Origin of the sequence: Agarivorans albus (assembly GCF_019670105.1) — a bacterium.
Lineage (GTDB): Bacteria > Pseudomonadota > Gammaproteobacteria > Enterobacterales > Celerinatantimonadaceae > Agarivorans > Agarivorans albus.
Map to the genome: position 1 here is coordinate 3741122 of NZ_AP023032.1, position 25295 is coordinate 3766416.

General features: G+C 45.3%; 20 protein-coding genes. 11 read left to right on the forward strand and 9 right to left on the reverse strand.

What is annotated here, in order from left to right:
• Window positions 1–184 precede the first annotated feature (184 nt).
• The gene (locus K5620_RS17020; protein WP_016401422.1) at window positions 185–1606 is read left to right on the forward strand and encodes a hypothetical protein; all 1422 of its coding nucleotides are present in this window, start codon (window positions 185–187) and stop codon (window positions 1604–1606) included.
• Window positions 1607–1664: 58 nt separating this feature from the next.
• Here the strand turns inward: K5620_RS17020 and K5620_RS17025 are convergent, their stop codons facing one another.
• Window positions 1665–2459 carry a TatD family hydrolase gene (locus K5620_RS17025; protein ID WP_016401423.1) on the reverse strand — a complete coding sequence of 265 codons (795 nt, stop codon included), beginning with the start codon at window positions 2457–2459 and terminating at the stop codon, window positions 1665–1667.
• Window positions 2460–3024: 565 nt separating this feature from the next.
• Between K5620_RS17025 and K5620_RS17030 the strand changes: the two genes are divergently transcribed.
• The 4 genes from K5620_RS17030 to K5620_RS17045 all read left to right on the forward strand — a co-directional run bounded on the left by K5620_RS17030 (window position 3025) and on the right by K5620_RS17045 (window position 7735).
• Window positions 3025–4020 carry a BMP family lipoprotein gene (locus K5620_RS17030; RefSeq protein WP_016401424.1) on the forward strand — a complete coding sequence of 332 codons (996 nt, stop codon included), beginning with the start codon at window positions 3025–3027 and terminating at the stop codon, window positions 4018–4020.
• A gap of 64 nt (window positions 4021–4084) precedes the next feature.
• The gene (locus tag K5620_RS17035) at window positions 4085–5650 is read left to right on the forward strand and encodes an ABC transporter ATP-binding protein (RefSeq protein ID WP_221077403.1); all 1566 of its coding nucleotides are present in this window, start codon (window positions 4085–4087) and stop codon (window positions 5648–5650) included.
• Window positions 5647–6768 carry an ABC transporter permease gene (locus K5620_RS17040; RefSeq protein WP_016401426.1) on the forward strand — a complete coding sequence of 374 codons (1122 nt, stop codon included), beginning with the start codon at window positions 5647–5649 and terminating at the stop codon, window positions 6766–6768. The genes K5620_RS17035 and K5620_RS17040 overlap by 4 nt, the downstream gene beginning before the upstream one ends.
• A gap of 1 nt (window position 6769) precedes the next feature.
• A complete protein-coding gene (locus K5620_RS17045; protein WP_016401427.1) occupies window positions 6770–7735 on the forward strand; it encodes an ABC transporter permease in 966 nt (321 codons plus the stop codon).
• Window positions 7736–7811: 76 nt separating this feature from the next.
• On the opposite strand, the gene prfC is transcribed toward K5620_RS17045, so the two are convergent.
• Window positions 7812–9401 carry a peptide chain release factor 3 gene (prfC, locus tag K5620_RS17050; RefSeq protein WP_016401428.1) on the reverse strand — a complete coding sequence of 530 codons (1590 nt, stop codon included), beginning with the start codon at window positions 9399–9401 and terminating at the stop codon, window positions 7812–7814.
• 440 nt (window positions 9402–9841) lie between these two features.
• On the opposite strand from prfC, the gene K5620_RS17055 reads away from it, so the two are divergent.
• A complete protein-coding gene (locus tag K5620_RS17055; RefSeq protein ID WP_016401429.1) occupies window positions 9842–10543 on the forward strand; it encodes a PEP-CTERM sorting domain-containing protein in 702 nt (233 codons plus the stop codon).
• A gap of 50 nt (window positions 10544–10593) precedes the next feature.
• Here K5620_RS17055 and K5620_RS17060 read toward each other — a convergent pair whose 3' ends face one another.
• Window positions 10594–11694 (reverse strand): hypothetical protein, encoded by a 1101-nt coding sequence (locus K5620_RS17060; protein ID WP_016401430.1) that lies wholly within the window; start codon window positions 11692–11694, stop codon window positions 10594–10596.
• A gap of 516 nt (window positions 11695–12210) precedes the next feature.
• Between K5620_RS17060 and K5620_RS17065 the strand changes: the two genes are divergently transcribed.
• The 3 genes from K5620_RS17065 (at window position 12211) to K5620_RS17075 (ending at window position 15454) form a co-directional block, all read left to right on the forward strand.
• Window positions 12211–13167: a DUF2860 domain-containing protein gene (locus tag K5620_RS17065; protein WP_016401432.1), complete on the forward strand. Its 957-nt coding sequence runs from the start codon at window positions 12211–12213 to the stop codon at window positions 13165–13167.
• 118 nt (window positions 13168–13285) lie between these two features.
• A complete protein-coding gene (locus K5620_RS17070; RefSeq protein ID WP_016401433.1) occupies window positions 13286–13927 on the forward strand; it encodes a DUF3313 family protein in 642 nt (213 codons plus the stop codon).
• A 192-nt stretch (window positions 13928–14119) separates the two neighbouring features.
• Window positions 14120–15454: a patatin-like phospholipase family protein gene (locus K5620_RS17075; RefSeq protein ID WP_221077404.1), complete on the forward strand. Its 1335-nt coding sequence runs from the start codon at window positions 14120–14122 to the stop codon at window positions 15452–15454.
• A gap of 193 nt (window positions 15455–15647) precedes the next feature.
• On the opposite strand, the gene K5620_RS17080 is transcribed toward K5620_RS17075, so the two are convergent.
• The 4 genes from K5620_RS17080 to K5620_RS17095 form a co-directional block, all read right to left on the reverse strand.
• A complete protein-coding gene (locus K5620_RS17080; protein ID WP_016401566.1) occupies window positions 15648–15842 on the reverse strand; it encodes a hypothetical protein in 195 nt (64 codons plus the stop codon).
• A 390-nt stretch (window positions 15843–16232) separates the two neighbouring features.
• Window positions 16233–17432, reverse strand: a complete 1200-nt coding sequence (gltS, locus tag K5620_RS17085) for a sodium/glutamate symporter (RefSeq protein ID WP_016401567.1) — start codon at window positions 17430–17432, stop codon at window positions 16233–16235.
• Window positions 17433–17515: 83 nt separating this feature from the next.
• Window positions 17516–20614 carry an efflux RND transporter permease subunit gene (locus K5620_RS17090; protein WP_016401568.1) on the reverse strand — a complete coding sequence of 1033 codons (3099 nt, stop codon included), beginning with the start codon at window positions 20612–20614 and terminating at the stop codon, window positions 17516–17518.
• Entirely contained in the window at window positions 20615–21721 is a 1107-nt protein-coding gene (locus tag K5620_RS17095; RefSeq protein ID WP_016401569.1) for an efflux RND transporter periplasmic adaptor subunit, read from the reverse strand.
• A 278-nt stretch (window positions 21722–21999) separates the two neighbouring features.
• Between K5620_RS17095 and K5620_RS17100 the strand changes: the two genes are divergently transcribed.
• Window positions 22000–22389 (forward strand): hypothetical protein, encoded by a 390-nt coding sequence (locus K5620_RS17100; RefSeq protein WP_016401570.1) that lies wholly within the window; start codon window positions 22000–22002, stop codon window positions 22387–22389.
• A gap of 3 nt (window positions 22390–22392) precedes the next feature.
• Here the strand turns inward: K5620_RS17100 and K5620_RS17105 are convergent, their stop codons facing one another.
• On the reverse strand, window positions 22393–23340 hold the full coding sequence (locus K5620_RS17105) for a LysR family transcriptional regulator (protein ID WP_016401571.1): 948 nt from the start codon (window positions 23338–23340) through the stop codon (window positions 22393–22395).
• 255 nt (window positions 23341–23595) lie between these two features.
• On the reverse strand, window positions 23596–23754 hold the full coding sequence (locus K5620_RS17110) for a hypothetical protein (RefSeq protein WP_016401572.1): 159 nt from the start codon (window positions 23752–23754) through the stop codon (window positions 23596–23598).
• A gap of 271 nt (window positions 23755–24025) precedes the next feature.
• On the opposite strand from K5620_RS17110, the gene K5620_RS17115 reads away from it, so the two are divergent.
• Complete coding sequence (locus K5620_RS17115; RefSeq protein ID WP_215426387.1) at window positions 24026–25282, forward strand: BamA/TamA family outer membrane protein; 1257 nt, start codon at window positions 24026–24028, stop codon at window positions 25280–25282.
• Window positions 25283–25295: the final 13 nt, after the last annotated feature.

The following is a 25295-nucleotide window of genomic DNA, read 5'->3' on the forward strand; positions in this document are numbered from 1 at the left end:
CTTTCGTCCTTTAAATACGTGGGAACTTGCTAAAGGCACAGCGTCATTGCTGTTTTGCCCCTCAGTTCATGGCTGGCAGTTTAAGTTTCTAAGTTGTTAAAAATCGTGAGACTGATCACGGGATAATAGTCAAAGATTAGTCAAACTAGAGTTAGTTACTAAATATGTTGAAAAGGAATACAAAGTGACAGCAGCACTTGAACCTGAAAAAGAACAAAAATTCGCCTACAGACAACGGTTTAACTGCTGTAAGAACTGCCGCTGTCCCAATTTTGGATTAACCGAAAGCTCAGACTATTTAGCCGAAAGTCATCAATTGGGTTATCCCGCCTTGCATTGCAAAGCGTGTGGTAGTTACCCACCTCTCGTTGACAGCCACAGCGTAAACTTGATTGTTGAAGAACGCACCAAACTACACTTAAGCAAAGCTCCCTGTGGTTGCAGCAACTGCGAACCAGGCTTCTTTCTAGGCCCAACTACCGGCGTTAAACGCTACGGAAAAACCGGTGCTAACAGCCAACGTTACCAATGCCGAAAGTGCCAAAGCGTCTTTACCCAAGTACACGTGAAAGGCAGTGAGCAACTGTGTCGTTTGTTCAATTCCTTAAGCTTAGGACACAGCCCACAGAAAATAATGCAGCAACTGAACATTGCGCCAAAAATCTATTACCAACTGCTACAGCGCCTATTTCACTGTTTACGGTTTTATTCGCGCCAGCAAGAGGTAATGGCTCTCAAACGCCAGTTTTTAGCGATTCATACCGAAAGCAATGTGCATGAGTTTTCCGAGCAAAAGCGCGTTTGGGCACTGTGCTCTAGCGAGGCGCAATCGGGTTACGTATTACTGCATACCCATAACCAAACGCAATTGCAGCTTAATGATTCGGTTTACTACCAGCAACAAGCGTCTACTAGGCTACCAGCACTGCAAGATAGCCCCATTGTAGAGGCCTTAAAGCGCCGTTATCAGCTTACTCTGAACCGTTATCACTTTGAAGATTTACACTACGGCCCCACCTCGCATCTGCGCGGTACTCAAATCATTCAACCGGCAATTTGTGCCTACGCACACTTTCAGCTTTTATCCGGATTTACCCACCAAGTTAAGCATTTTCACCACTATATAGAGCACGAAAGCAGTATCCGCGGTGCTGCTCTCATGAGCTGTGTTGAACAAATACGTGAAAAGTCCGCCGATGTGTATTACATCTATCAGCATCCTCGCACTCAATCAGATATGGGCGCTGCAGGTAACAAAGTAGGTTGGTGGAATGACCGCTGGTACCCAGCGCCTTTTGGTGCGTTTTGTGGCATTAGTTCAGGCCAGCAAGTCCCCGCTCCCATCGACTTACCTCGTCCGCAAGCTTGCCAGAACTTCTTTGTGCACCTTGAGCAAAACATGTCGAAGCAGCTAAAAAGCGCCAGCTCGGTTGACGCCTTATTTGAAATTAATCGCGCCCTATTTAACTACGTAATCACCGACCAAAACGGTGAGACTCCAGCCATGCGACTAGGCGCTAGTGAACAACCACTAAGTGGAACCACGTTAGTAAGTGCAGCCGTCGCCGCTGTTAATGCCGACCATATCGACAAATTTAAGGCATAAACCTGAGTAGGCTTGCTAACTAGCTTAAGTGTCTATGCGCCGGCAAAGCCATAGAGCTTTAAGATTCTAGCCTTAAAACTTGTAGGCTGTTGTCCCATAGGCGCTGCTCAAGCTCTTGAGGTGATTCGCTGCGCAGCGCTGCTAATTGCTCAAAAATAACTGAGAGATTAAGTGGCGTATTGTGCTGTTGTTGCATCTCAAACAAAGGCATATCTGGCGCGTCGGTTTCTAGCACCAAAGCATCTAGCGGTAGGCGTTTTAAGGCCTTGCGCGTTTTTTCTGAACGCGGCCAAGTAATGGTGCCGCCTACGCCAATTTTAAAACCCAAATCAACAAAGCGGCTAGCTTGTACATAGCTGCCACTAAAACCGTGAATAATCCCACCTTGGTCAAACTGAGCTTGTTTGAGTAGATGAGCAACGCGATCATGCAGTCGCACCGAATGGATAAGTAAGGGCAAAGCTTGTTTTTGTGCCGCCTTTATTTGCCAATTAAAGGCAAACTCTTGATGAGCGTTGGTTTCGGGGAAACGACCGTCTAAACCACACTCCCCCCAAGCACTTAGCCGCTCTCGATACTGTTGGACTATTTGGCCTAAAGCCTCTAGTTCGCCGAGCAATAACTCAGGTTCCCCCTGCAAGGCATTTTTATCTAAAAAGCATGGATGGTAACCCAGGGCAATTTTCAACATTTTAAGGGAAGATAGGTCGACTACGGTTTGCCAGTTTTCTGGGCCCACAGCAGGTACTACGCAGCCTTGTATATTGCAGCGTTTGAACTCTGCTAAGTAACTGGGTAAATCCTGCTTAAATGGCGCGAAGTCCAAGTGACAATGGGTATCAAACCAGGCCATTACTCGCCTTTGTCCTGTTTAGGGTGCTCTTGAGGAATGCAACTTCGACAAGGTTTGTCCAAACCATTTTTGAGGAGCCAACTATCGTAACAAGCGATATAGTGGCGAAAAAGCCTGATTATTCGAGCGACCATAGACCACCTCTTCTGCTGAGCTTCATGTCACTTATAGTAATTTTACCCACATATATAGGTAATATCTCTTAAATACCCAACAAATTAAGATAAATACTGAGAATAGCTTATTGAATTCAGTAATTCTTAATCCTACTCTACCAATGGATCACTGTATATAAAGAGTGGTTACAGGGAAAATAGTTAATATTCGAAACGCGACACCGACAATATCTAGTAAGTCATGCTCGATGGTGCAACACATTCCCAATAGTAGATTACACTTAGTAAGTTTAAGTAGGTGTTTACTATCCTTGGATAAATGCACTTCATCAACAATGAATACATCGGCTGTGAGCTTCGCCATTTACGCAAGAGTACTGCTTGGGCTTGTTCCAGTAACGCTGACCTAACTAGATAAAATATTTCAATAAAAAAACAGGGAGTTTGACGTGAAAACATTCACAACCAACCTTACAGCTGCAGCTTTAGCAGTTGCCTCTTTTAGTGCGTTAGCCGCTAAACCAGCCGTTGTTTATGATACTGCCGGCAAATTTGATAAATCATTCAATGAAGCTGTTTTTCGCAATGGCGTAGAAGTATTTAAAAAAGAAAAAGGCGTTGATGTACGCGAATTTGAACCACAAAATGAAGCACAACGTGAACAAGGTTTACGCCGTTTAGCGGGCCGCGGATTCAGCCCAATTGTTGCGGTAGGCTTTAACATGGCCTCAGCCGTTGAGAAAGTAGCAGCCGAATACCCTGATACTCAGTTCACCATTATCGACATGGTGATTGATAAACCCAACGTTCAATCGGTGGTATTTAAAGAACACGAAGGCTCTTTCTTAGTTGGCGCATTAGCAGCCAAGGTATCTAAAACCAATACCGTTGGTTTTGTAGGCGGTATGGATATCCCGCTTATTCGTAAATTTGCTTGTGGCTATGAGCAAGGTGCGGTTTATGCCAATGCCGACACCAAAGTACTGCAAAACATGACCGGCTCTACGCCAGCTGCTTTTGCCGATCCAGCTAAAGGCTCAGAGCTAGCTAAATCTCAGTTTTCTCAAGGTGCTGACGTTATCTATGCTGCAGCAGGCGGAACCGGTTTAGGTGTTTACCAAGCCGCTAAAGATGCAGGCAAATATGCCATTGGTGTTGATTCAAACCAAAACCACTTACAGCCAGGCACTATGTTGACCTCAATGGTTAAGAAAGTGGGCGCCGTTGCTTACAGCACTTGGGAAGAAGGCATGGACGGCACTTGGCAGCCAGGTATTAAAGCCTTAGGCCTTAAGGAAGATTCTGTTGATTGGGCGCAAGACGAGCACAATGCTTCATTAATCACTCCAGAATTGAAAGCATACGTAGACGGAATTAAAGCCGATATTATTTCTGGCAAAATTACTGTTCATGACTACATGTCGGACAACACCTGTAACTACTAAATGCTAAAAATACGCGCCAACCTCGAGTTGGCGTATTTTTACTAGCTAGAAATGGAAATCGAAATTGATTCACGCAGCTGATTTTGCCATTAAACTGGAAAAAATCGATAAGCGCTTTGGCAGCGTTCATGCCAATCGCAGTATCGACCTTGCCATTCCTAAAGGCACAATTCATGGAATTATTGGCGAAAATGGTGCCGGTAAATCCACCCTAATGAGTATTATTTACGGCTTCTATCATGCCGACTCTGGCTCTATGCAAGTACATGGCCAGCATTACCAACCACATAACTCTCAAGAAGCCATCAAGGCGGGTATTGGCATGGTGCACCAGCACTTCATGTTAGTGGATACCTTTACCGTGCTAGAAAACATTGTTCTGGGTGCAGAAGACGGCTGGAAGCTTGAAGATAGTTTAAGCGCAGCGCGTAAGAAGCTTAAGCAACTAGCCAAAGACTACGGTTTAGATGTGCCACTAGATGCCGTTGTTGGTGAGCTAGCGGTAGGTTTGCAGCAACGTGTAGAGATCTTAAAAGCCTTATATCGTGGCGCTAAAATTCTCATTTTGGATGAACCCACAGGGGTACTCACGCCGCAAGAAGCCGATCACTTGTTTACCATTTTAGGTAAGTTACGTGAGCAAGGCACCACCATCATGATTATTACCCATAAGCTTCGTGAAGTATTAGCCATTACCGACAATGTATCAGTGATGCGACAGGGAGCAATGGTTGAACATGTAGTAACAGCAGAAACCAATCAAGAGCAACTTGCCGAGCTAATGGTAGGCCGCAAGGTATTACTGCAAGTAGAGCGCGGTGAAGCGAAACCACAAGCGCCTTTAATTGAAGTGAGCAAGCTTAGCTACATAGATAGTGCCGGGGTTAAACGAGTAAAAGATATCTCGTTTAATGTTCGCGCTGGAGAAATCGTGGGTATTGCCGGCGTATCAGGCAATGGTCAGTCAGAAATTCTTAGCTTATTAAGCGGCATTATCACCCCAAGCAGCGGCAGTATGACGTTAAACGGACATACCATTGATGCCGAAAGCCATTACAACCCGCGCAGCATTAGGTCCATTGGCGTAGGCCACATTCCTGAAGACCGACACAAGCAAGGGCTTATCAATAAATTTGCCGCCAAAGAAGCTTATATACTCGGTTATCACCACCTCGAGCAATACAACAAAGGGGTATTGCAAGACAAGCAAGCGATTGAACAGGGCTGTCAACAAAGCATGGAAAAGTGGGACGTTCGCCCCGCAGATACCAGCTTAAAAACCGCCAACTTCTCGGGAGGTAACCAACAAAAGTTGGTGATTGCTCGCGAAATGGAACAAGACCCAGACATTCTTCTAGTTGGCCAGCCTACTCGTGGCGTAGACATTGGAGCCATTGAATACATTCACCAACAAATCATCCACTCGCGTGACGCAGGTAAAGCAGTATTGCTGGTCTCGGTTGAGTTAGATGAAATTGTCAACTTAGCCGATCGAATCATTGTGGTCTTTGATGGCGCGATTGTAGGTGAAGTTAGCGCAGAACAAGCGGATGAACAAACCTTAGGATTAATGATGGCCAACATTGTGCCAGAGCATATAAAAAACACCGCGCAGGGAGGTGAAATATGAGCCAAGCTCAAGTACCTGCATGGGTTAGCGTTGCCCTATTACCTGCAATCAACGTGTTTGCCGCATTTTTAGTGTCGGCCTTGCTGTTCATGTATATCGACATATCACCCATCGATGCGATTAAAGTGATGTGGACCGGCGCGTTTGGCTATGCCGAAGGCATTGGTTATACCTTGTATTACACCACTGGATTTATCTTTACCGGTTTAGCCGTGGCTATCGCCTTTCACGCTGGTTTATTTAATATTGGTGGCGAAGGTCAAGCCTATATTGGTGGCTTAGGGGTTGGTTTAGTCTGCTTAACCTTAGGCGAGTTTGCGCCTTGGTATGTGGTATTCCCTGTCGCCATTGTAGTGGGAGGTTTATTTGGTGCAGCTTGGGCGTTTATCCCTGCTTACTTACAAGCCAAGCGTGGTTCACACATCGTAATCACCACCATCATGTTCAACTTTATTGCAGCCTCATTAATGGCCTATTTACTGGTTGATATTCTTAAACCTGAGACCACAATGGCCACCGAAAGCCGAGTTTTTGCGGCGTCTTCTTGGCTACCAAAAATGCATGAAATGCTTAGCTGGGTGGGTGTGAGCATGTCTGCGAGCCCACTCAATTTAAGCTTCATTTTCGCCTTACTGTGCTGTTTGTTGCTGTGGTTATTTATTTGGCATACGCGCTGGGGCTACGAAATACGCTCGGTAGGTTCTAACCCTAGCGCTGCCACTTATGCAGGTATTAGCTACGTTAAAATCGTGATTATTGCGATGTTGATATCGGGCATGCTGGCTGGTTTCTTTGGCCTTAACGTTTTGCAAGGTGAACTACACCAAATCAAATTAAACTTTGTTGAAGGTTTTGGCTTTACCGGTATTGCTGTAGCACTGATGGGCCGCAACCACCCTCTTGGTGTATTACTCGCCAGCTTACTGTTTGGTTTCCTATACCAAGGTGGCGCAGAGTTAAGTTTTGAGTACGGTGTAGACCGTAACATCGTCGTTGTTCTTCAGGGTTTGGTGATTCTATTCTCAGGCGCTTTAGAGCACATGTTTAAGCCATCGCTTGAACGTACTTACCTCAAGCTTTTTGCTAAAAAAGCAAGCCCATCAGAAGGAGTCGCTTAAGATGTTTGAAACAATTATCTTAATGTTAGACGCCACCATACGGGTTGCGACGCCGCTTATCTTCGCTTCACTGGCCGGCATGTTCTGTGAGCGCTCGGGCATTGTGAATATCGCCTTAGAAGGCAAGTTACTCGCTGCGGCATTTGTTGGTGCAGCAACAGCGCATGTAACCGGTTCAGCTTGGCTAGGTTTACTGGCAGGTATTGGCATCTCGGTACTATTAGCCCTATTACACGGCTTTGCCACCATTACTCACCGTGGCGATCATGTTGTAAGTGGTATGGCGATTAACATTTTGGCGGCTGGTTTAACGGTGACCCTTGGGCGTCACTGGTTCCACCAAGGTGGTCAAACCCCCGCTTTGAGTGGCGATGCCCGCTTCGCGCCTATTCAACTACCGGGTGCTGAGGCAATGGCCGATGTACCAGTGATTGGTTTGTTGTATTCAGAGCTAATTAGCGGCCACTCGGCCTTGGTGTATTTGCTAATCATAACTGTGCCTTTAGCATGGTATGTAATGTTTAAAACCCGCTTTGGTTTACGTTTACGAGCGGTGGGTGAATCACCAGCAGCGGTTGATACCGCGGGTATCTCAGTAGTGAGAATGCGTTACAGCGCGGTAATTATTTGTGGCTTACTGGTAGGTATTGGTGGTGTGTACTTGTCGGTGGCGCAAACTGCCCAGTTCATTCCGAACATGAGTGCCGGTAAAGGTTATATGGCGTTAGCCGCGTTGATTTTTGGTAAGTGGCGACCATTTACCGCATTGGCTGCATGTTTACTGTTTGGTTTCTTGGATGCCATGGCAATACGTTTACAAGGCGTCTCCATTGGCGACTTCGCGATTCCAGTGCAAGCCATTGAAGCGATACCTTACGTACTTACCGTGTTCTTACTGGCAGGCTTTATCGGTAAAGCTATCGCGCCAAAAGCGATTGGTGTTCCTTACACCAAAGAGCGCGAATAGAACCTTACTACTAGCCACAAAAAAGGTCGCTTTATGCGACCTTTTTTTATGGCGATTAAACTAGCTTAAAAGCGGCTTAGTGCTCGCGAGTTTGCATAAACTTAACGTCTGGGTAACGCTCGGTGGCTAAGTTTAAGTTAACCATTGTAGGCGCTAAATAAGTTAAGTTGTCGCCGCCATCTAAGGCTAAGTTATCGTGAGCTTTTTTCTTAAACTCTTCAAACTTCTTAGAATCGTCGCTAGCGCACCAACGCGCAGTGGCAAGGCTAATGCCCTCGTAAACAGCTTCTACTTTATATTCAGTGCGTAAGCGATGTACCACCACATCAAACTGCAGCACACCTACTGCGCCAACGATCAGATCGTTGTTACGCATAGGGCGGAATAACTGCACGGCACCTTCTTCAGATAATTGAATCAATCCCTTAAGCAATTGCTTTTGCTTCAAAGGATCTTTTAGTCGAATACGGCGGAACATTTCCGGTGCGAAGTTAGGAATACCGGTAAACTTCATGGCTTGGCCTTGAGTAAAAGTATCGCCAATTTGAATGGTGCCGTGGTTGTGTAAACCGATAATGTCGCCAGCAATCGCTTTTTCAGCAGCGGCGCGGTCGCCTGCCATAAAGGTTACTGCATCAGAAATGCTTACATCTTTACCTAAGCGTACATGACGCATTTTCATGCCTTTATTGTATTCACCAGACACAATGCGCATAAAGGCAATACGGTCGCGGTGTTTAGGATCCATATTCGCTTGGATCTTAAATACGAAGCCAGAGAAGCTATCATCAGAAGCGGTAACTTCACCTATATCAGTAGCACGAGGTTTTGGCGCAGGTGCCCAGTTGGTTAAACCTTCTAACATATGGTCTACACCAAAGTTACCCAGCGCGGTACCAAAATACACAGGTGTTAATTCACCGCTTAAAAACAGTTCAAGATCAAACTCGTTAGACGCACCTAGTACCAGCTCAAGCTCATCACGCAAGGTTTCGGCAAGCTCATCGCCTACGGCGGCATCTATTTCGGGGTTATCTAAACCTTTGATGATTTGTTGGTCTTGAATGGTATGGCCTTTACCAGTTTGGTAAAGAATCACTTCATCTTTAAGAATGTGATAAACACCTTTAAACAATTTACCGCAGCCAATTGGCCAAGTAATTGGTGCGCACATCATGTTAAGTTCGCTCTCTACCTCATCCATTACTTCCATTGGGTCGCGAATATCGCGGTCCAATTTGTTCATAAAGGTAACAATAGGCGTATCACGCAGGCGAGTTACTTCCATTAATTTACGGGTACGATCTTCTACACCTTTCGCCGCGTCAATCACCATCAAACAGGAGTCAACTGCAGTTAGGGTACGGTAAGTATCTTCCGAGAAGTCTTCGTGTCCAGGAGTATCTAGCAGGTTAACAATACAATCGTTAAACGGGAACTGCATCACCGAGGTAGTAACCGAGATACCACGCTCTTTCTCCATTTCCATCCAGTCAGATTTAGCGTGAGTAGCGTTACCGCGACCTTTCACTGTACCGGCTTTTTGAATCGCGTTTCCGAACAACAATACTTTTTCAGTAATGGTGGTTTTACCCGCATCCGGGTGAGAGATAATTGCAAAGGTTCTTCGGCTAGCAATATCTTGCAAGAGTGAAGCGTTAGACATCGAATCAATTCTTCTAATTTGGTAACGCGAGGATGCAGCAAAGCGGCAATTTGGCCGAAACAGCACAATCACCCAGCGTTTAGTTAATCGTAATTGGCGGGTATTTTCGCCGATCTAGCTTTGATAAACAATCGGCGCTTTAGTTACTATTGGAAAACTAGGGCTTTCGATAGCGAATAGGTAAGTGTTTTGCGTATAGCTACTCATTTAAAGGTAGGAATTACTCAATACAACAACTCCCTCTTTGTTAAACCAGCAAGCACTTTAGTATTAACTCCAGCAATTACCACAAAGGCAGCGATTAATTCGTCAGTATTCTTTACACCCAGTATTTATTGTTAATAAAAACAGTAAGAAAAGTGATACTGGCCATGGACTTGCGAGTTTGGTACAGTAATTGCCTAGAACTGGTCGAACCATTTATATCAAGGAAGATTGTTTTGAACCGCAAGCATGTATTTTTCGCCGTTGTAGGCTTACTTACCACTTTTGTTAGCCAAGCCAGTGTGATTACTTTTGATGAATTGGCCAACGGTGAAATTGTTAATGGTCAATACCAGTTAAGTCATGGTGTTAGCATAGATGGAACCAATGTACGTTTAGGCCAAAACAATTTGGCCGTCGCTTTTGATACCAGCCTTATCAATACTCAGGACCCAGATTTAGAGTCGCCTTTTAGTAATATTAACCAACCCAATTTAGGTATTGCTAACCCTGGCAATGTACTCATTATTCATGAGAACCCAAACTCGTGTAATGGCCTTATTTGTAACAACCCAGATGACGAAGGGCGTCGTCCTGCAGGTTTCTTCACCATTAACTTCTCAAGTTCGGTATACCTAGAAAGTATCGACTTTTTTGACATTGAGCTGGCAGAGAATGGCTACACAGCACAAAATGCCATTCACTTGTTTGATGCGCAAAACAACGAAATTTTCCCAACTGATTTCTACACTCCGCATACCGGCGGCGACAATACTTGGAACCGCTTAGATTTTGCAGTAGCCGAAGTAGCCTCAATGCGTATTCACTTAAACGGCTCTGGCGCTATCGATAACATTCGCTTCTCGGTTCCCGAGCCTGGCAGCATTGCCTTATTTGCACTAGCCTGTTTTGGCTTAGTAGCAAGACGCTTTAAATAAAACCAAAAACGCCGCTTACTCTAAGCGGCGTTTTTTGCCGAGCGAGTTACTTAAAATCGATAACCGATAGTCAGTCGCGCTATGTCAGCATCATTTTCATAACCTTTTTTATCAATCACTCTGGTTAAACTACCACCAACAAACCAAGTTTGAGTATTACGCCAATGTGGGTAATAGTTCACCCCGATGGTGACAACTCCCTTTGTGTCAAAAGCGCTAGCGTGCTCATATTTGTCTTGGGCAAAGTAAGGTCCGGCACCGAATCGTCCTTCAAGGTGGTTTCCTAGTGGAATAAAGCGCCAAACTTGAGCGGTAATGCCGCGCCGTTCAGTCCACCCACTATCACCCCCCTCGTCTAACCAACCTAGTGACACTGCGTAATTGTTTGAGAAACGATGAGCTCCTTCAACGCTATAGCCCACAGTGGTTTCTGGACCGCCATGATTGATTTTAGTATTTGCTAACGACACCCACACTTCATTAATAAATCCGTTCCCATCTTGCTTAACTTGATTACTGCCATTATCGATATCAATACCAAAGCCCACTAAAAAGGAGTTACTGGTTGGCCTATCTGGAATTAGATAATTGTTCCATTGCCCCCGTAAGTGGGCACCTGTTCCGATGTAATTGATGGGATATACCAAGGCTACGGTGCTCATCATGCCCAAACGTTTTTCGTTAAGCTCTACACCTTCGGCATTTCTAGTGGTATCAAATGAAAAGTAAGGGCCACTACCAAGTTCTAATCTAGCTGTTTTAGTCAACATAGGGGTGTAAACCAGCTGAGTAGAAAAACCATCTCGATGGTGGTTGTAAGGGTGGCCCTCATTAGCATGCACAAAATCTAAGCGGACATTGTCTTTCAAATACTGGCCAAAGCGTACATCAAATGAGCGGTGGTTTTGTTTCTTATCTTCTTTATCCACACCTTCAACGTTGGTGATGCCCGACCCCATGGTTAAAGCAAAATAGCTATTGCGAGGTTCTACTGACTGATAAGTAGATGACTTGTCTTGGGCCACAACACCTGTGCTAACTAAAGCCACTATTAAGGCTAATACTTGTAAATATTTTACGAGTTGCGCTCGTTGCCATGTTGAAAAAAGTGCTGTGCTGTTGATTGCAACCGCTGCAGTGCTGATAGTCATGAGATGGTTCCTAATTCGCTATTACCAGGCCAAACACCTAGCAACTAAAATTTCGGGTAGCTTGTTATCCATGACACTGCCGATAGCCAGCTTAGCTATCTTCTAAAATCCCTATCCTAAATTTGCCTAACTCCCCCTTGTTTAATTAATAATTATTCTTCAGGTGATTTATTTGATTGTTTTCTTTCTTCTAAAAACCTTAATAAAGAAACAAACAACATTGAAACCACCCCAGTAAATAAAAACGCAATATAAATACTCATTACCTATCCTCTAAACATTCTTAAGCACCACGTCATTAACATGGCGAAAACAAATTAGAGATTAGATAGAAAACAAAACTAAAAAAATGACTTAGAGAAACCCAAATTTGGCGCTCCTCAATGACTTAAAAATCATAAGCCAAATAGCAAAGTTGAATTTCTCTAAACCGTACTAAAACCTACCCAAATAAATAAAATCATTTCCAACTTAAACAGCACACCAACTTGTGCACTTATTTGAAGAGATATAAAAATGAACAACACTACACTATTAGCACTAGCCATTAGCTCAACGTTTTCGCTCAATGCATTTTCTGCCGAAACATCGCGCTTTAGTGGCGAGATTTTCCTACTTGGCGGCTTCAGCTCTACTAACTCAAACCTGAGCACCGAGAACAACGCTCGCCTGAACAACTTAAACGGTAGCGGCGAAACCCAAGACGAATTTATCGCTGTTCCGCTAGGTAACTTGGCCTACGACCTAGGCCAGCAGCGCAACCAACGTATTTATTTAGGTACTTCACGCGATGACTTGGCGGTGGGTGATTTGGCCTTTGAGCTTGGCTACCAGTATGACTTTGCCAACGGCACGCAAATCGACATTGCTTTTCTACCTACCGTGCTTTCTGGTGAAGTGTGGGCCAACCCTTACGACACAGATAATGCGCGCAGCGAGACTGACGTTGATGGTTACGCCTACCGCGTAAAGCTGAACCAAATCATGGGTTCTGGTTTCTCGTTAGATTTGGCTGTGGGTAAAAATGAAATTGATAACGAGCAAATTGAATACCGTAGCTTGCACCGCGATGCCGACGTTTACTTCGCCAAGGCTAGTTATGCCTTCCAAATTGGCCAAAGCTCAGCACTAGTACCGGCATTTAGCTATACCGAGAACGATGCAGTGGGTGCAGCGGCAAGCTACGAGCGTTACGAAACCGAGTTGACCTACTACATGGTGCACAACGCACACTCGCTAGCCCTAACCGCTGGCTTTGGCAAGACTGAATACGATGCGGTTAATCCAATCTTCGATAAGACACGAAAAGATGACCACTACAAGCTGTTCGTCGCTTATGAGTACGCCAACGTTATGGGATGGGAAAATTGGAACTTCGTATCACTTTCTGGCTTGAACACCACCAGTTCAAATATCGATTTCTATGAATCAGACGAGTATGTGGTAACGGCCGGCCTTAGCTACAAATTCTAAACCTAAATAAAGAACCAGCGCCTTGTGGTTACGCTTTGGCCGGGCTTAGACCCAGACCAAACTTAGCCATGAGTGCGCGACCTCAACACTACCCAACAAATATATTAGAGAAGACTCAATGAAACTACTTAGCAACTTAACTCGCATTCCACTCGCGTTTGGCCTTGTTACCCTGCTGGCAGCCTGCAGCGCTAAGCCGGTACAAGTACAAGACTACCAAGCTGTAGCTGATACCGACGGCCTAGAGTTGGACCACAGCCATGCACCTAGTGTGGTTTACGTTCGCCCCGGTGCTGCTAGCCTAAGCGAGTACGATAACTTTATTATAGAGCCGGTAATCGTGGTTGATGGCGAACGTTATGTGAACAAAGACAATGCTGAGAGCATTGCTAAGATGCAGCAATATTTAGCTAAGTCAGTCAGTGAGGAGCTTAGCCAAGCTGGCTATCAAGTTGGTGGTGAAAAAACTGACAATGCGCTACGTATCACTTTCAAAATTTCTGGCATCAGCGCGCCTTCGGCGGCAGCCAATGTCACTACAGTACTTGCACCCTTCGCGCTTAGCGTGGGAGAAGTCACCATCGAGACCGTATTTCGTAACGCGGCCAGCGAGCGCATTGATGCAGTAGCGATAATGCAGTCTAGAGGTTCTCGCTTCCTTAATGCGACCCCGTGGTCCACTTGGGCCGATGTAGAACAAACCTTTGATGGCTGGGCCAAATCATTTCGTCAATCTTTAGATAAAGCACATAAAGTATAAATATGTCGAAACATCATAGATTATCCCCCCAGCAGCTAAATTCTGGGGGCTTTCTTTAATACATAAACTTCATAACCAAGGCTTAAAGTAGCAATAAACTTTATTTGCTGAACACTCGCAGCTAGACCCCACCAAACGATTTGATTACACTGAATAAATAACTAAAACTCGCCATAGCCAAGGATGAACATTATGGCTCGTAGCCTGGTCTTAGCCGCTATCTCGGCCCTGTTAGTTGCCTGTAGCTCTCCACCAGAACGAAACGGCCTGCCCTTAAACAAAGCTGCGCTCAGCGGCATACTGGCTGATCCTAGTATTCGTACCTGGGGCGATGTAGAGCCTAATGCCGATGAGCTGCATGAGTATACCGAGAGCTTCGATAAACAGTTGCTAGTGGACGAGCAAGGCGAGCTTCGCGTGCAAAACATGCTAACCATCTCCGGTGGTGGTGCCAACGGAGCTTATGGCGCAGGCTTGCTAAATGGTTTAAGTGCCAGCGGTGAACGCCCTGAGTATCGCTTGGTAACCGGGATTAGCACCGGTGCTATTCTCGGTCTATACGCCTTCCTTGGGCCTGATTACGACCACAAAATCCGCCAGTTCTATACCGAATACTCTGACGATAACATCTACAGTAAGCGCAGCCTGTTTAGTCTATTTTCAAGCTCATCCTTCTTAGACACCCAACCCTTTGTTCAGTTAGTACGTGACGAGATTAATCAAGACTTAATGGCACAGGTTGCAGCGGAGCATTTGCGTGGCCGTCGTTTCTTGGTGAAGACCACCAACTTAGACGCACAGCGTGCCGTAATTTGGGATATGGGCGCGATAGCGCAGTACACCGGAGAAGAAGCAGAAACCTTATTTGAAAACGTGATTATCGCATCCGCTGCCATTCCTGGAGCTTTCGAGCCGGTACTGCTGCCAGTTCTGGTTGATGGTGAAGTGTATGATGAGCTACACGTTGATGGTGGCGTAATGGCGCAGGTGTTCTTCATTCCAGAAAACTTAGATATCTCGGTTTATCGTCAGTATGAAAGTCAATATTTGGAATCGCTTGGATTTGCTCCTAACCAGAACCTAGAAAGCCGGGTTTGGGTAGTAAGCAATTCTAAACTCGCCTCGGAATGGCAAGAAACTAATCCCGGTATCTTCGGCATTATGGGACGTTCGATCGCCACTATGTTACGTGTTCAAACCCAAACTAATATTTCCTTGATTGAACGTCAGGCCAAACTAACCAATTCAGAACTCAAGCTTTCGTACATTCACCATACCATACCCGGGCTCCCAACCGACGCCCCTTTTGACAATACCTATATGCGCTGGCTTTATTGCTATGGATACAGTCAAGGCATCAACCCTCAGCATTGGGAAACTCATGCTCCAAACTATGCTGCGCTTTACGAGCAACAGATTGCAGAAGCTGAGAAGCAACAGCTAGCGACAGACATTGCTAGCTTTGATTGGGATCAATTAGAGCCAGGACTGAGCTTAAAAATGGAACAGTGTCTTAGCACCCTATAGGTTCAGCATCAGCTAAATAAATACCCAAAAGCGCTGCTGCGCTTTTTTTGCTTTGTGGACTTTGGTTTAACCAGTAGTAATAGTTGCTAGCGAGAGAAAGCTCAGTGGGCTTGAATGGTTTTATTTGGCAGTAACAGCACTCAGCATATCGCTAGTACTTAGATAAGCATAAGCTACTCTTAGCCGTTCGAAGCTAACCCGGCACAACAATTTGCTCAAAGTGCTTGGTTGTCATTGTTATTACTTCACTACTGGCGGTTTTGGCTTCAAATTTTCTTACCAGCATCATTCCTCCACCGATTCTTACGCCGGTATAGCGCACGCCACTTTTAAATGGGCAACGGCCATGTTTAAAGGCGCTGGTTTCATTTCTTTTAAATATGTTCATGGTTATTTCTCAATGATTATTTTTCTTAGATAAGCCGCAAGACTATTATCTTGCCAGCCCTAAGTTAAAAACCTGCTACTAATGTATAAAGCAAACCACTTAACAATTATTTACCTTTCAATTTTATTAGGCCAACCAACAAAACAACAAGAATTAGAAAAATTCTAAAATGCAACTGATTAACCAAAAACTTGTTTTACCACCACAGGAAGCAGAATAACCAGAATTAGCATAATGGCAGTGAAGTTAATTTGATTCATAAAAAAGCCCTTATAAACAAAAACAGGGCTTTATTATTTAATATTTAAATATGGGTAAGAAGGGTTTAGAGAAATTCAAATTTGCATCAATAAATCAGCCTCTGTAATTAGAGGCTGATTTACTAAAAGTTTATGTAAATAGACCAATAAGGCCGTTAATGATTAGGGCATTGGCTATATCAATGAAGAAACCACACACCAAAGGTACAATAATAAAGGCTTTGTGCGCTGCGCCATGTTGTTGAGTAACCGCTGTCATATTCACAATCGCAGTAGCCGTTGAGCCTAGGGTGATCCCACCAAAACCCGAGCTAATAACAGCTGCCTCATAATCTTTACCCATCAGCTTGAACACGATAAATACGGTGAAGCTTATCGAAAGCACCAGTTGAGCAAACATCACCACGCTGATGAAACCAATAGAACTCACCAACTGCCAAAGCTGCAAGCCCATCAAGGCCATGGTTAAGAACATACCCAAACAGATATCTGAGATAAGGCTTAAACCTTTACTGGCGTTCTCATCCATTTTCTTCTTGAGTACCAAGCTCTTAAAGTTGCCAATGGCGATACCCGCGATAAGGCAAGATACAAATAGCGGTACGTTAAGCCCGGCTTCTTCTAATCCAAGGTTAATCATATAACCAAAAATCATACTGAGATTGAGGAACAACCATGCATACAGGTAACCAAAGTGGTCCAAATGAACCGACTGTTCATGATGAACACCAATATCTAGCTCATCCCCTTCAACAGCTTTTAATTGATTACGATTGATCAAATACTTAGCAATTGGACCACCAATCAAACACGCGGCAATCAAGCCAACCGTATTGCTGGCAATGCCTAACTCTGCAGCCCCCTCAATACCCATTTCTTCAAAGGTTGGCGCCCAAGCCATGGTTGTCCCTACTCCGCCAATCAAAGATATTGAGCCAGAAAGCAGGCCAACAATAGGCTCTAGGCCGAACATAGTGGCCACGCCTAAACCAATGCCGTTCTGCAGCACGATGTAGATAACCGCCAAAAGGGTTAGCACCAACAAGGGTTTGCCACCAGAGATGAGCGTTTTAAAGTCGGCTTTAAGGCCAATGCCCGCAAAAAAGTACAACAGCAGGTAGTCACGTAACTCTAGGTCGAACTGCAGTTGAATATTAGCCAAATAGTAAAGCAGCGCCACCACCGCAGCACAAACAAAACCACCAATCACTGGCTCTGGGATGCTGTAATTACGTAACACAGCAAATTTTGCAGTGGCCCATTTACCTACAAATAACAACATAATTGCCAAAGTGAAGGTAAGAAAGCCCTCTATTTCAATAACATTCATTCTTTATTCCTTTCCTTTAACGCCGAGCATTGTTGTAAGGCGCTAAATAAAAAGGCGCACCGCAATGTGCGCCCTACTTTTGTTTATGCCTTATTTTCTAATTGTTCTACTGCTTGCTCAGCTGTCTGAACAGGGGCGGCAGAGTCAGCCTTAATACGGAATATCAAAGCATAGAACAACGGAATCACAACCAAGGTCAGCAGCGTCGCAAATAACAAACCAAACATAATAGTGACAGCCATACTCTTGAAGAACGGGTCCACCAATAGCGGCGCTACGCCAAGGATCGTGGTACAAGCACCCAGCAATACTGGGCGAGCACGGCTTGTCGCTGCTGCGATAATCGCACTATATGGCGGCATACCTTCTCTAATCTCAACGTCAGCTTGGTCTACCAGTACAATCGCGTTCTTCACCATCATGCCCACCAAGCTTAAGAAGCCCAAGGTAGCCATAAATTCGAACGGCGTCTGGAAGCTCACCAAACCAATCGCTACACCGATGACGGCAAATGGCACAGTCATCCAAATCACCACGGCTTGGCGAATACCATTAAACATAAACACAACTGCCAATACCATGGCGGTGAAGCCATAAGGTGCAGCGGCCATTAAGGCTTCGTTACTTTCTTTGGCCTCTTTGTATTCACCATACCAAGTTAGGCTGTAGCCCGGTGGAAGTTCCATGGCTTCAATCTTGGTGCGAATGACTTCAAAGGCTTCAGCAGTAAGCATGCCTGGAGCAGGATCGGCCTGCGCCATAATGGTTGGCACGCGGTCTACCCTTTTTAGCATAGCGTCTTGCCAAACCACATTAACTTCATCAACCAACTGCGCTAGCGGAATAAACTGACCCAGGTTTTGGCTAAACACTTCGGTGTTTTCCAAGGCACGGGCATGGTTACGTTCGTCTTGAGGCGCACGCACCACGATTGGAATTAGATCGTTGCCTTCACGATAAGCACCTACATTACGACCAGTCAGAGTTTGGTTAATCGCCGCATTGATTTCGCGCGAGGTTAAACCATAGCGCTGAGCCTTCTCACCGGAGAACACCGGCTGAACCACTGGCACCTGCTGGCGCCAATCGTCTTGAACGGCAATCAGTTCCGGCGTCTCATTCATCAGCACTTTAGCTTGCTCAGCTAGGCCGCGCAGCACTGCGCTATCTGGGCCTTGGAAGGCAGCTTCAATCTTCTTACCGCCACCTGGGCCAAGCATAAACTTCCACACCATGATTGATGCATCTGGATTAGCCTGCTCTAGCTCCGTTTGTAGCTCTGTTACCAATTGCTCAATCACATTGTGGTCAGCTACATCAACCAACAACTGGCCATAAGCAGGGTTACCCGGCTCTGGCGAATAAGTCAGCATAAAGCGCAGACCGCCACCGCCAATAAAGCTGGTGATATTAGTGACACCGTCTTTCGCTGCAACGTCTTGCTCAATGCTGTTGATGACCTTATGGGTACGAGAAATATCCGAACCCTGTGGCAAACGTACATCCACCACAAACTGCGGGCGTTGCGATTCCGGCATAAAGCCAGGAGGCACATAACCAAATACTTTAAGGCCAAGCATCAAGGCGCCGGCAATGGCAATCAACGATACCTTGCGGTTTTTTAGTACCCAGTGCAAAACACGAGTGTAAGCAGTCATTGGGCGGCTAACTTGATTAGTTTTCGCTGGCTTAACTTTTAAGTAGTCGTGACACAGCATTGGGGTAACGGTAACCGCGAACAACCAGCTGAGCAGCATTGAGTATAGGATTACCCAGAATAACGAACCGGCGTACTCCCCCATGTTTGAAGGTGACAAACCAATTGCACTAAAGGCACAAATACCTACGATGGTGCCGCCCAACAGTGGCCATTTAGTTGCAGCAACAACATCAGATACCACTTGCTCACGGTCAGCATTTGGGTCTTTCTGCAAGCGGGCTAATACGCCATCGGTGACAACAATGGCGTTGTCTACCAACATACCCAAGGCAATGATCAAAGCACCGAGCGAGATACGCTGCATGGCGATGTTGTCAATCAGCATCACAATCAAGGTGCCAGCAACGGTAAGCACCAATACAAAGCCAATAATAAGGCCGGTGCGTAGACCCATAAACAGCAATAGCACCACAAATACAATCGCGACTGCGGCAATGAGGTTGTTAACGAAATCTGAAACTGAAGCGGCTACCGAATCCGACTGCAAAGAGACTTCATTTAGCTCAATACCCAGTGGGCGCTGACTGGCTAGTTCTTCAATACGCGCCTTTACTGCGTCACCCATGGTAACCACGTTACCGCCAGCCACATTAGAGATACCAAAGCCAATGGCACGCTCGCCGTTGTATTGCATCAACATGGAAACTGGCTCTTGGAAGCCACGGCTTACCTTAGCCACATCGCCTAAGCGCAGGATGGTGTTATCACTACCCAAGCCCAAGTGGATGTTGCGAATATCGTCAAAAGAGCGAATGGTAGAGCTTGGAATCACCGGAATGTGCATATCACCACTGTCGATAGCTCCGGCCACGGTAATGGTGTTTTGGTTTTCTAAAACTTGATAGATTTGCTCAGCCGAGATGCCGAACTGCGCTAGGCGCTGGTTAGAAATCTCAACAAAAATGGTTTCATCTTTTTCCGCCAAGGTTTGAGTACGCGCAACTCCTGGCACCAGCACTAATTCGCGACGCAGCACGTCTACGTAATCTTGTAGCTGCTTGTCGGTATAGCCTTCACCAGTAACCGCGTAGAACTGCGAGTACACATCACCAAAATCATCGTTGACGATGGGCTGCCCAGCACCTGCCGGAAGTTGTCGCTGCACATCATTAATCTTGCGGCGCACCTTATCCCAAATCTGTTGAAGCTCCGCTTCGGTTTTGGCGAACTCCATCTTCATTTCTACGGTGACTTCTGACATGCCCTGCTTCGAGGTAGAAGTAATCTCTTTTACTTCTTGTAAGCTTTGCAGCGCACCTTCGATTACGTCGGTCACTTCATCACTGACTTCTTGCGCTGTAGCACCAGAGTACGGCGTTACAATTAACGCTTGGCGAATTACAAATTCAGGATCTTCAAAGCGACCCAATTTTTGATAGCTGATGTAGCCACCGATCAGTATTAAGGCAATGATTACCCAAACACTGGTGCGTTTAGCAAGGGTATAGCGAGCAATATTCATCTACTTGGCTCCCTCTGCGTCAAGTTGCTGAGCGCGCACAGCCATACCTTCGGTCAATCCAGCTAAACCAGCTACCACCACCTGTTCGCCTTGAGTAAGATTTGCAATGATTTCCACTTGCTCAACGCTTATCCCACCCACTTCAACTTCGCGGCGCTCGAGTTGGTTGTCACTATTAACCACCCAAACAAATTGTTGGCCCATGTTGTTTGGCTGCACCGCAGTAACTGGCACCATTACTGATTGAGCTTGATCTTCAAACTTATCGTTTGGAGTGACAGTCACCGCCATACCAGGGAACACTCGCTCATCGCGAATGTCATCGAAGGTCAAGGTGATAGCATAAGTGTGAGTAACAGGATCAGGCTCGGTAGCGTAGCGGCTCAATGAGAGGTCAAATACCTGGCCCGGAATTGTGCGTAAAGTAGCATATGCTTTACCGCTACCACCGCGGGTTTGCATTACACTCGCCGGTATCTGGATAACAACTTCAAGATTGTCCAAGTCATGCATGGTCAGCACAGTTTGTTCAGCTTGAACCAGGTCGTAGTCTTCCGCAGTTCGGCGAGCAATTACACCATCAAAGTGAGCATACAAGTTAGTGTGCTTTAATTGACGTTGCGCTTCTTTAACCCGATTTTGTGCTACCAAGTAACTGCTTTCTATTTGATCCAACTCTGCCTTGGCAATCGCACCATTGTTGTCGAACAGTTGCTTGGCGCGAAGATACTCACGGCGGGTGTTCTCTTGGTCTATCTCAGCGCGAGACAGAGTAATTTGCGCATCGGTAGGGTCTAGAGTTGCCAGCAAGTCACCCTTAAGCACTTGGTCACCCTCATCAACGAAAAATGCAGCAATACGGCCACCAGTACGAAAGCCCATCTCTGCGCGATTGGCTGACTGCACTTCACCATAGAACTGATTCTGACTATTTAGCACAACCGTAGCCGCTGGCTCGGTAAACACTGGACGAATAAGCGTTGCGGTTTCTTCAACTGGTTCACTTCCACATCCTACTAGGAACGTAGTTGCAATTAGTGAAGTGAGTAGTCGCTTACCTTTTGGCTTAGCAAACGATGTTAATGATGTGGGCTGACACAGGCGCATTACAGGGCTCCAAAGAGTAAAGTTAAACTTCCTTTCAAACGAGTTCAGCGTTTGATTAGTTATATATTCAAAATCACATAGGCTTTCCCTGCCGGTGTTCACTAAATCCATGTTTGTGAAAGTTGCTGCGAAGTTTACCCACTTTAGATAAGCGTGATACGGTTTTGAGAAATTCAGATATGCAAAAGCACTATTCAGCAAATATGAATTTCTTTAAACCATGGTTTGCCACGCTCAGTTACCCATAATCAGCATCTCTTTCAAATAGAGGAACAACCATGAAGTATCAAGTAAATCTTAATGACCGTAGTTACCATATTACAGATTCAGGGGAAGGCGTTTGTGTGCTGCTACTGGTGCACCGCAGTGCACCTGAGCAATTAAAAGAGCTAACCACATCGCTTAGCAGGCTAAACTATCGACTACTAAGCGTCGATCTCTCAGCAGCTTGGCCGCAGTCGCCAGCTCAATTAACTCAGAGTCAATTGAGCGATATCGCCAGTGATTTGCATTTACTGGCAGATATAAATTGGCTAGACGAAATTGTATTTGCTCCTTGTTTACTGGGCCCTAGCTTTTTCATCTTATTGGAGCAAAAGCTTAGAAGCCGTATTCGCCAGCTAGATAGCCGTACAAAAAAGTCCCAATTGTTACCTCAACCTGCTTAGCAACTAATCCTGCAGCTCTAGAGGAGGTGTTTCTATATTTTCAAAGTAACTCAACAGTGTTTGATGCAAAGCTTGCGTTAAAGGGTAGTCACGCTTTGTTTGTAGATAGCCACCACACAAGGTGTAACGAGATACGGCGGCGGGCATATTTGGAGGAGGAGGATAAAATGCCACCCCGTCGTCGAGGTCTCGAAGATAAGTTGTACCGTACATGATCGCATCTGAGGTTCTGACTTTTCTCAAGATTGCCCGTATACAATGTGAGCTAAAAGTGACATTCGCCTGAAAACCCTTTGCTTCATATACCTCATCCATCGCTTCGCGTCGCGTCACTACCCCGTCGGTGACAATTCTGGCAACAGGCAAGTTACCCACGCTATCCCACTCGCTGGTTCGAGAAAGTACTGGATGATGTTTTTTTGCCACTAAACATACTTGATATTCAAGTACCGGAAATAGGTAGATTTCTTGCGGCAAAGGGAAACCTTCAAACTGAACAACTGCATCCACTTCCCCAGATAGCACCTCAAGGGTGGTTCTGTCTTGCCAATATAAAAGCTCAATACGAGCCTTGGGAAAATCTTCGCGTAATGCTTCAAACAAATCGGGGCCATGAACTTCAAGAGCTGCTAAATGTACCGCGACTCTCACACAGCCATCAAACTCTAAGGGGTCAAAATCTTGAAAAGACTCCAAGACCTTCACTAGCGGATTCAGCATACTGTTAGCCGCTTCCGCCAATCGCTCAGCAAGCTCCGAAGGCTCTACCCCATGAGCTTTGCGAATAAACAGTCTATCGCCAAAAGTTTCTCTGAGTTTAGCCATGCCTCGGCTGACGCTGGTTTGTGAGATGCCCAGCTTATCTGCCGCCGTGTGGGTATTACGTGTTTCTACCACTGCACACAATAAACGGAGAAGGTTTAAATCTAAGTCATCTAATTTATTTTTCATCGTTGATACTTCTTCTTATGCTTCACTAAAACACATATTGCGCACTCAAATAGGGGCCTTGAAAAGTGTATTTCAAGGTGACCTTATTCCAATCTACTCCCACCTGATAATAGTCATAGCTTAGATTAACTCACCAGTGCTGGTTAGCGTGATAACGAAGCCCTGCACTAAAGTCCGTCATGTAACCACTAACTGCCTTTGAATCTAAATAAAAATCATGGTCTGAGCCGGTAAGATCCCAGTCTTCAGCATAGTTCAGGTGTAAACCAAGGCTAAGTCCAAGCTCATTACGCCCTTGTTGATAATAGAAGAATCACGATTCGAAGCAAACGCACCAAACCCAATACTCAAATCACCGGCTAAGGCTAGTGATTGAAAGCTTAGAAAAATGGCAATAAGTAGCTTCTTAGTCAACGTTGCTTAACCTCATCCATGAAATTAATACATAAGTAATTGCTTATATTTAGCATACAGGCTTAACCAACAATTAACAGCAGCTAAGTGCTCAAGCATAAAGCTTAAGGAAAAATAGCCTTCACAATCCCTTTTATTTAGCCAAGACCACATCCACAAATCCGCTAATTTGAATTTCTCTAAGTCCTATTTGTTAACAACCAGCTCCTTATAATCACTCGCAAATCAGGCCCAACAGCCTTCGTTAGTTACACAACCAGAGAAAATAGCGATGACATTTAGTTCGATACTTACCAGTAACTCACAAGCGAAGAAAACAGGTAGTCGAAGCATGAAAGCTTGTTGGTTGTTTGCTGCACTCTTTACTGGGAGTTTCAATCTACTAGCAGATGAAGACAGAATTAACGTCTACGATGTGGAAGCTGTTAACAATGGCACAGAAACGGTAGTAATCCCCATCATAGGTGCGATGGAAAGTACTGGTTTGCTAGCTGGCTCAGTTGTAACGGTAACCGGTGTTGGTCAACCACAAGCACAAGTTGTTGGTTTTGGTGCTTATTCGGTTAACAACAGCTACATCAGCTACTTAGGTTATTTTAACCTTGGTTTAACAGAGCGTTGGACCATGGATATTTCTGGGCTACAGGCCGAGTTTATGGATACACAAATGTTTATTGGCGAGCGCCCTGATGATCCCATCGATGTGCCTAACGACGCTTCTTACTTACAGCGAGACTGGCTACTTACCTTTCGCTACCTACTGTCTGAAAGCCACCAACAAGCCTATAAAGCTCCGCTGCTTGGCCTACCAACAAGACATGAATATACTGCGCGAACGGTGTTTGAAGTAGAACCGTTTTATCGTAGCCGAGACTTTCGTTCAGACTATGTAAGCAATGTTGAAGGCAAAACGGCGGGCGTGCAATTTACCTTAGATCATGATGCACGTAACTATACTCCTTCACCGAACGCTGGTCATCATAGTTATGCTCGATTGATTCGAGACTGGGGCAATGCCGAGCGAGCCAGCTACACGCGTTTAGAAGCGCAGCAAGTAAACTACTTTGACCTTGGTAATACTTCTTGGACAAGACAACAGAGTTTATCACTTACTGCTTATATTTCTGATATACCCACTTGGGATAAGAATGATCCCAATAGCCAACCTGCTTGGTTTGCTCAATCTGTGCTTGGAGGTGGGGATCGTATGCGTGGTTATGCCGATGATTACTTTAATGACCGAAGCGCCGTATTTTATGCAGCGGAATATCGCATGATACCTAGTTGGCAGCCACAAACCAGCGCTCCATTTATCCGTAACTATAACTTCCCATGGTGGCAATTTGCAGTATTTGCAGAAATGGGAAAAGTTGAAGACCAGTTAGATATTGCAAAACTGCACCAAAACATGAATTGGAGCGCTGGCTTTGGCGCACGTATTTTCATTGAGAATATTGTTGCGCGAGCAGACCTAGGTTTTAGTAAAGATGACTCAATTTTTCGTTTTACCGTAAATCAGCCTTTTTAATTAATCAGCGGCA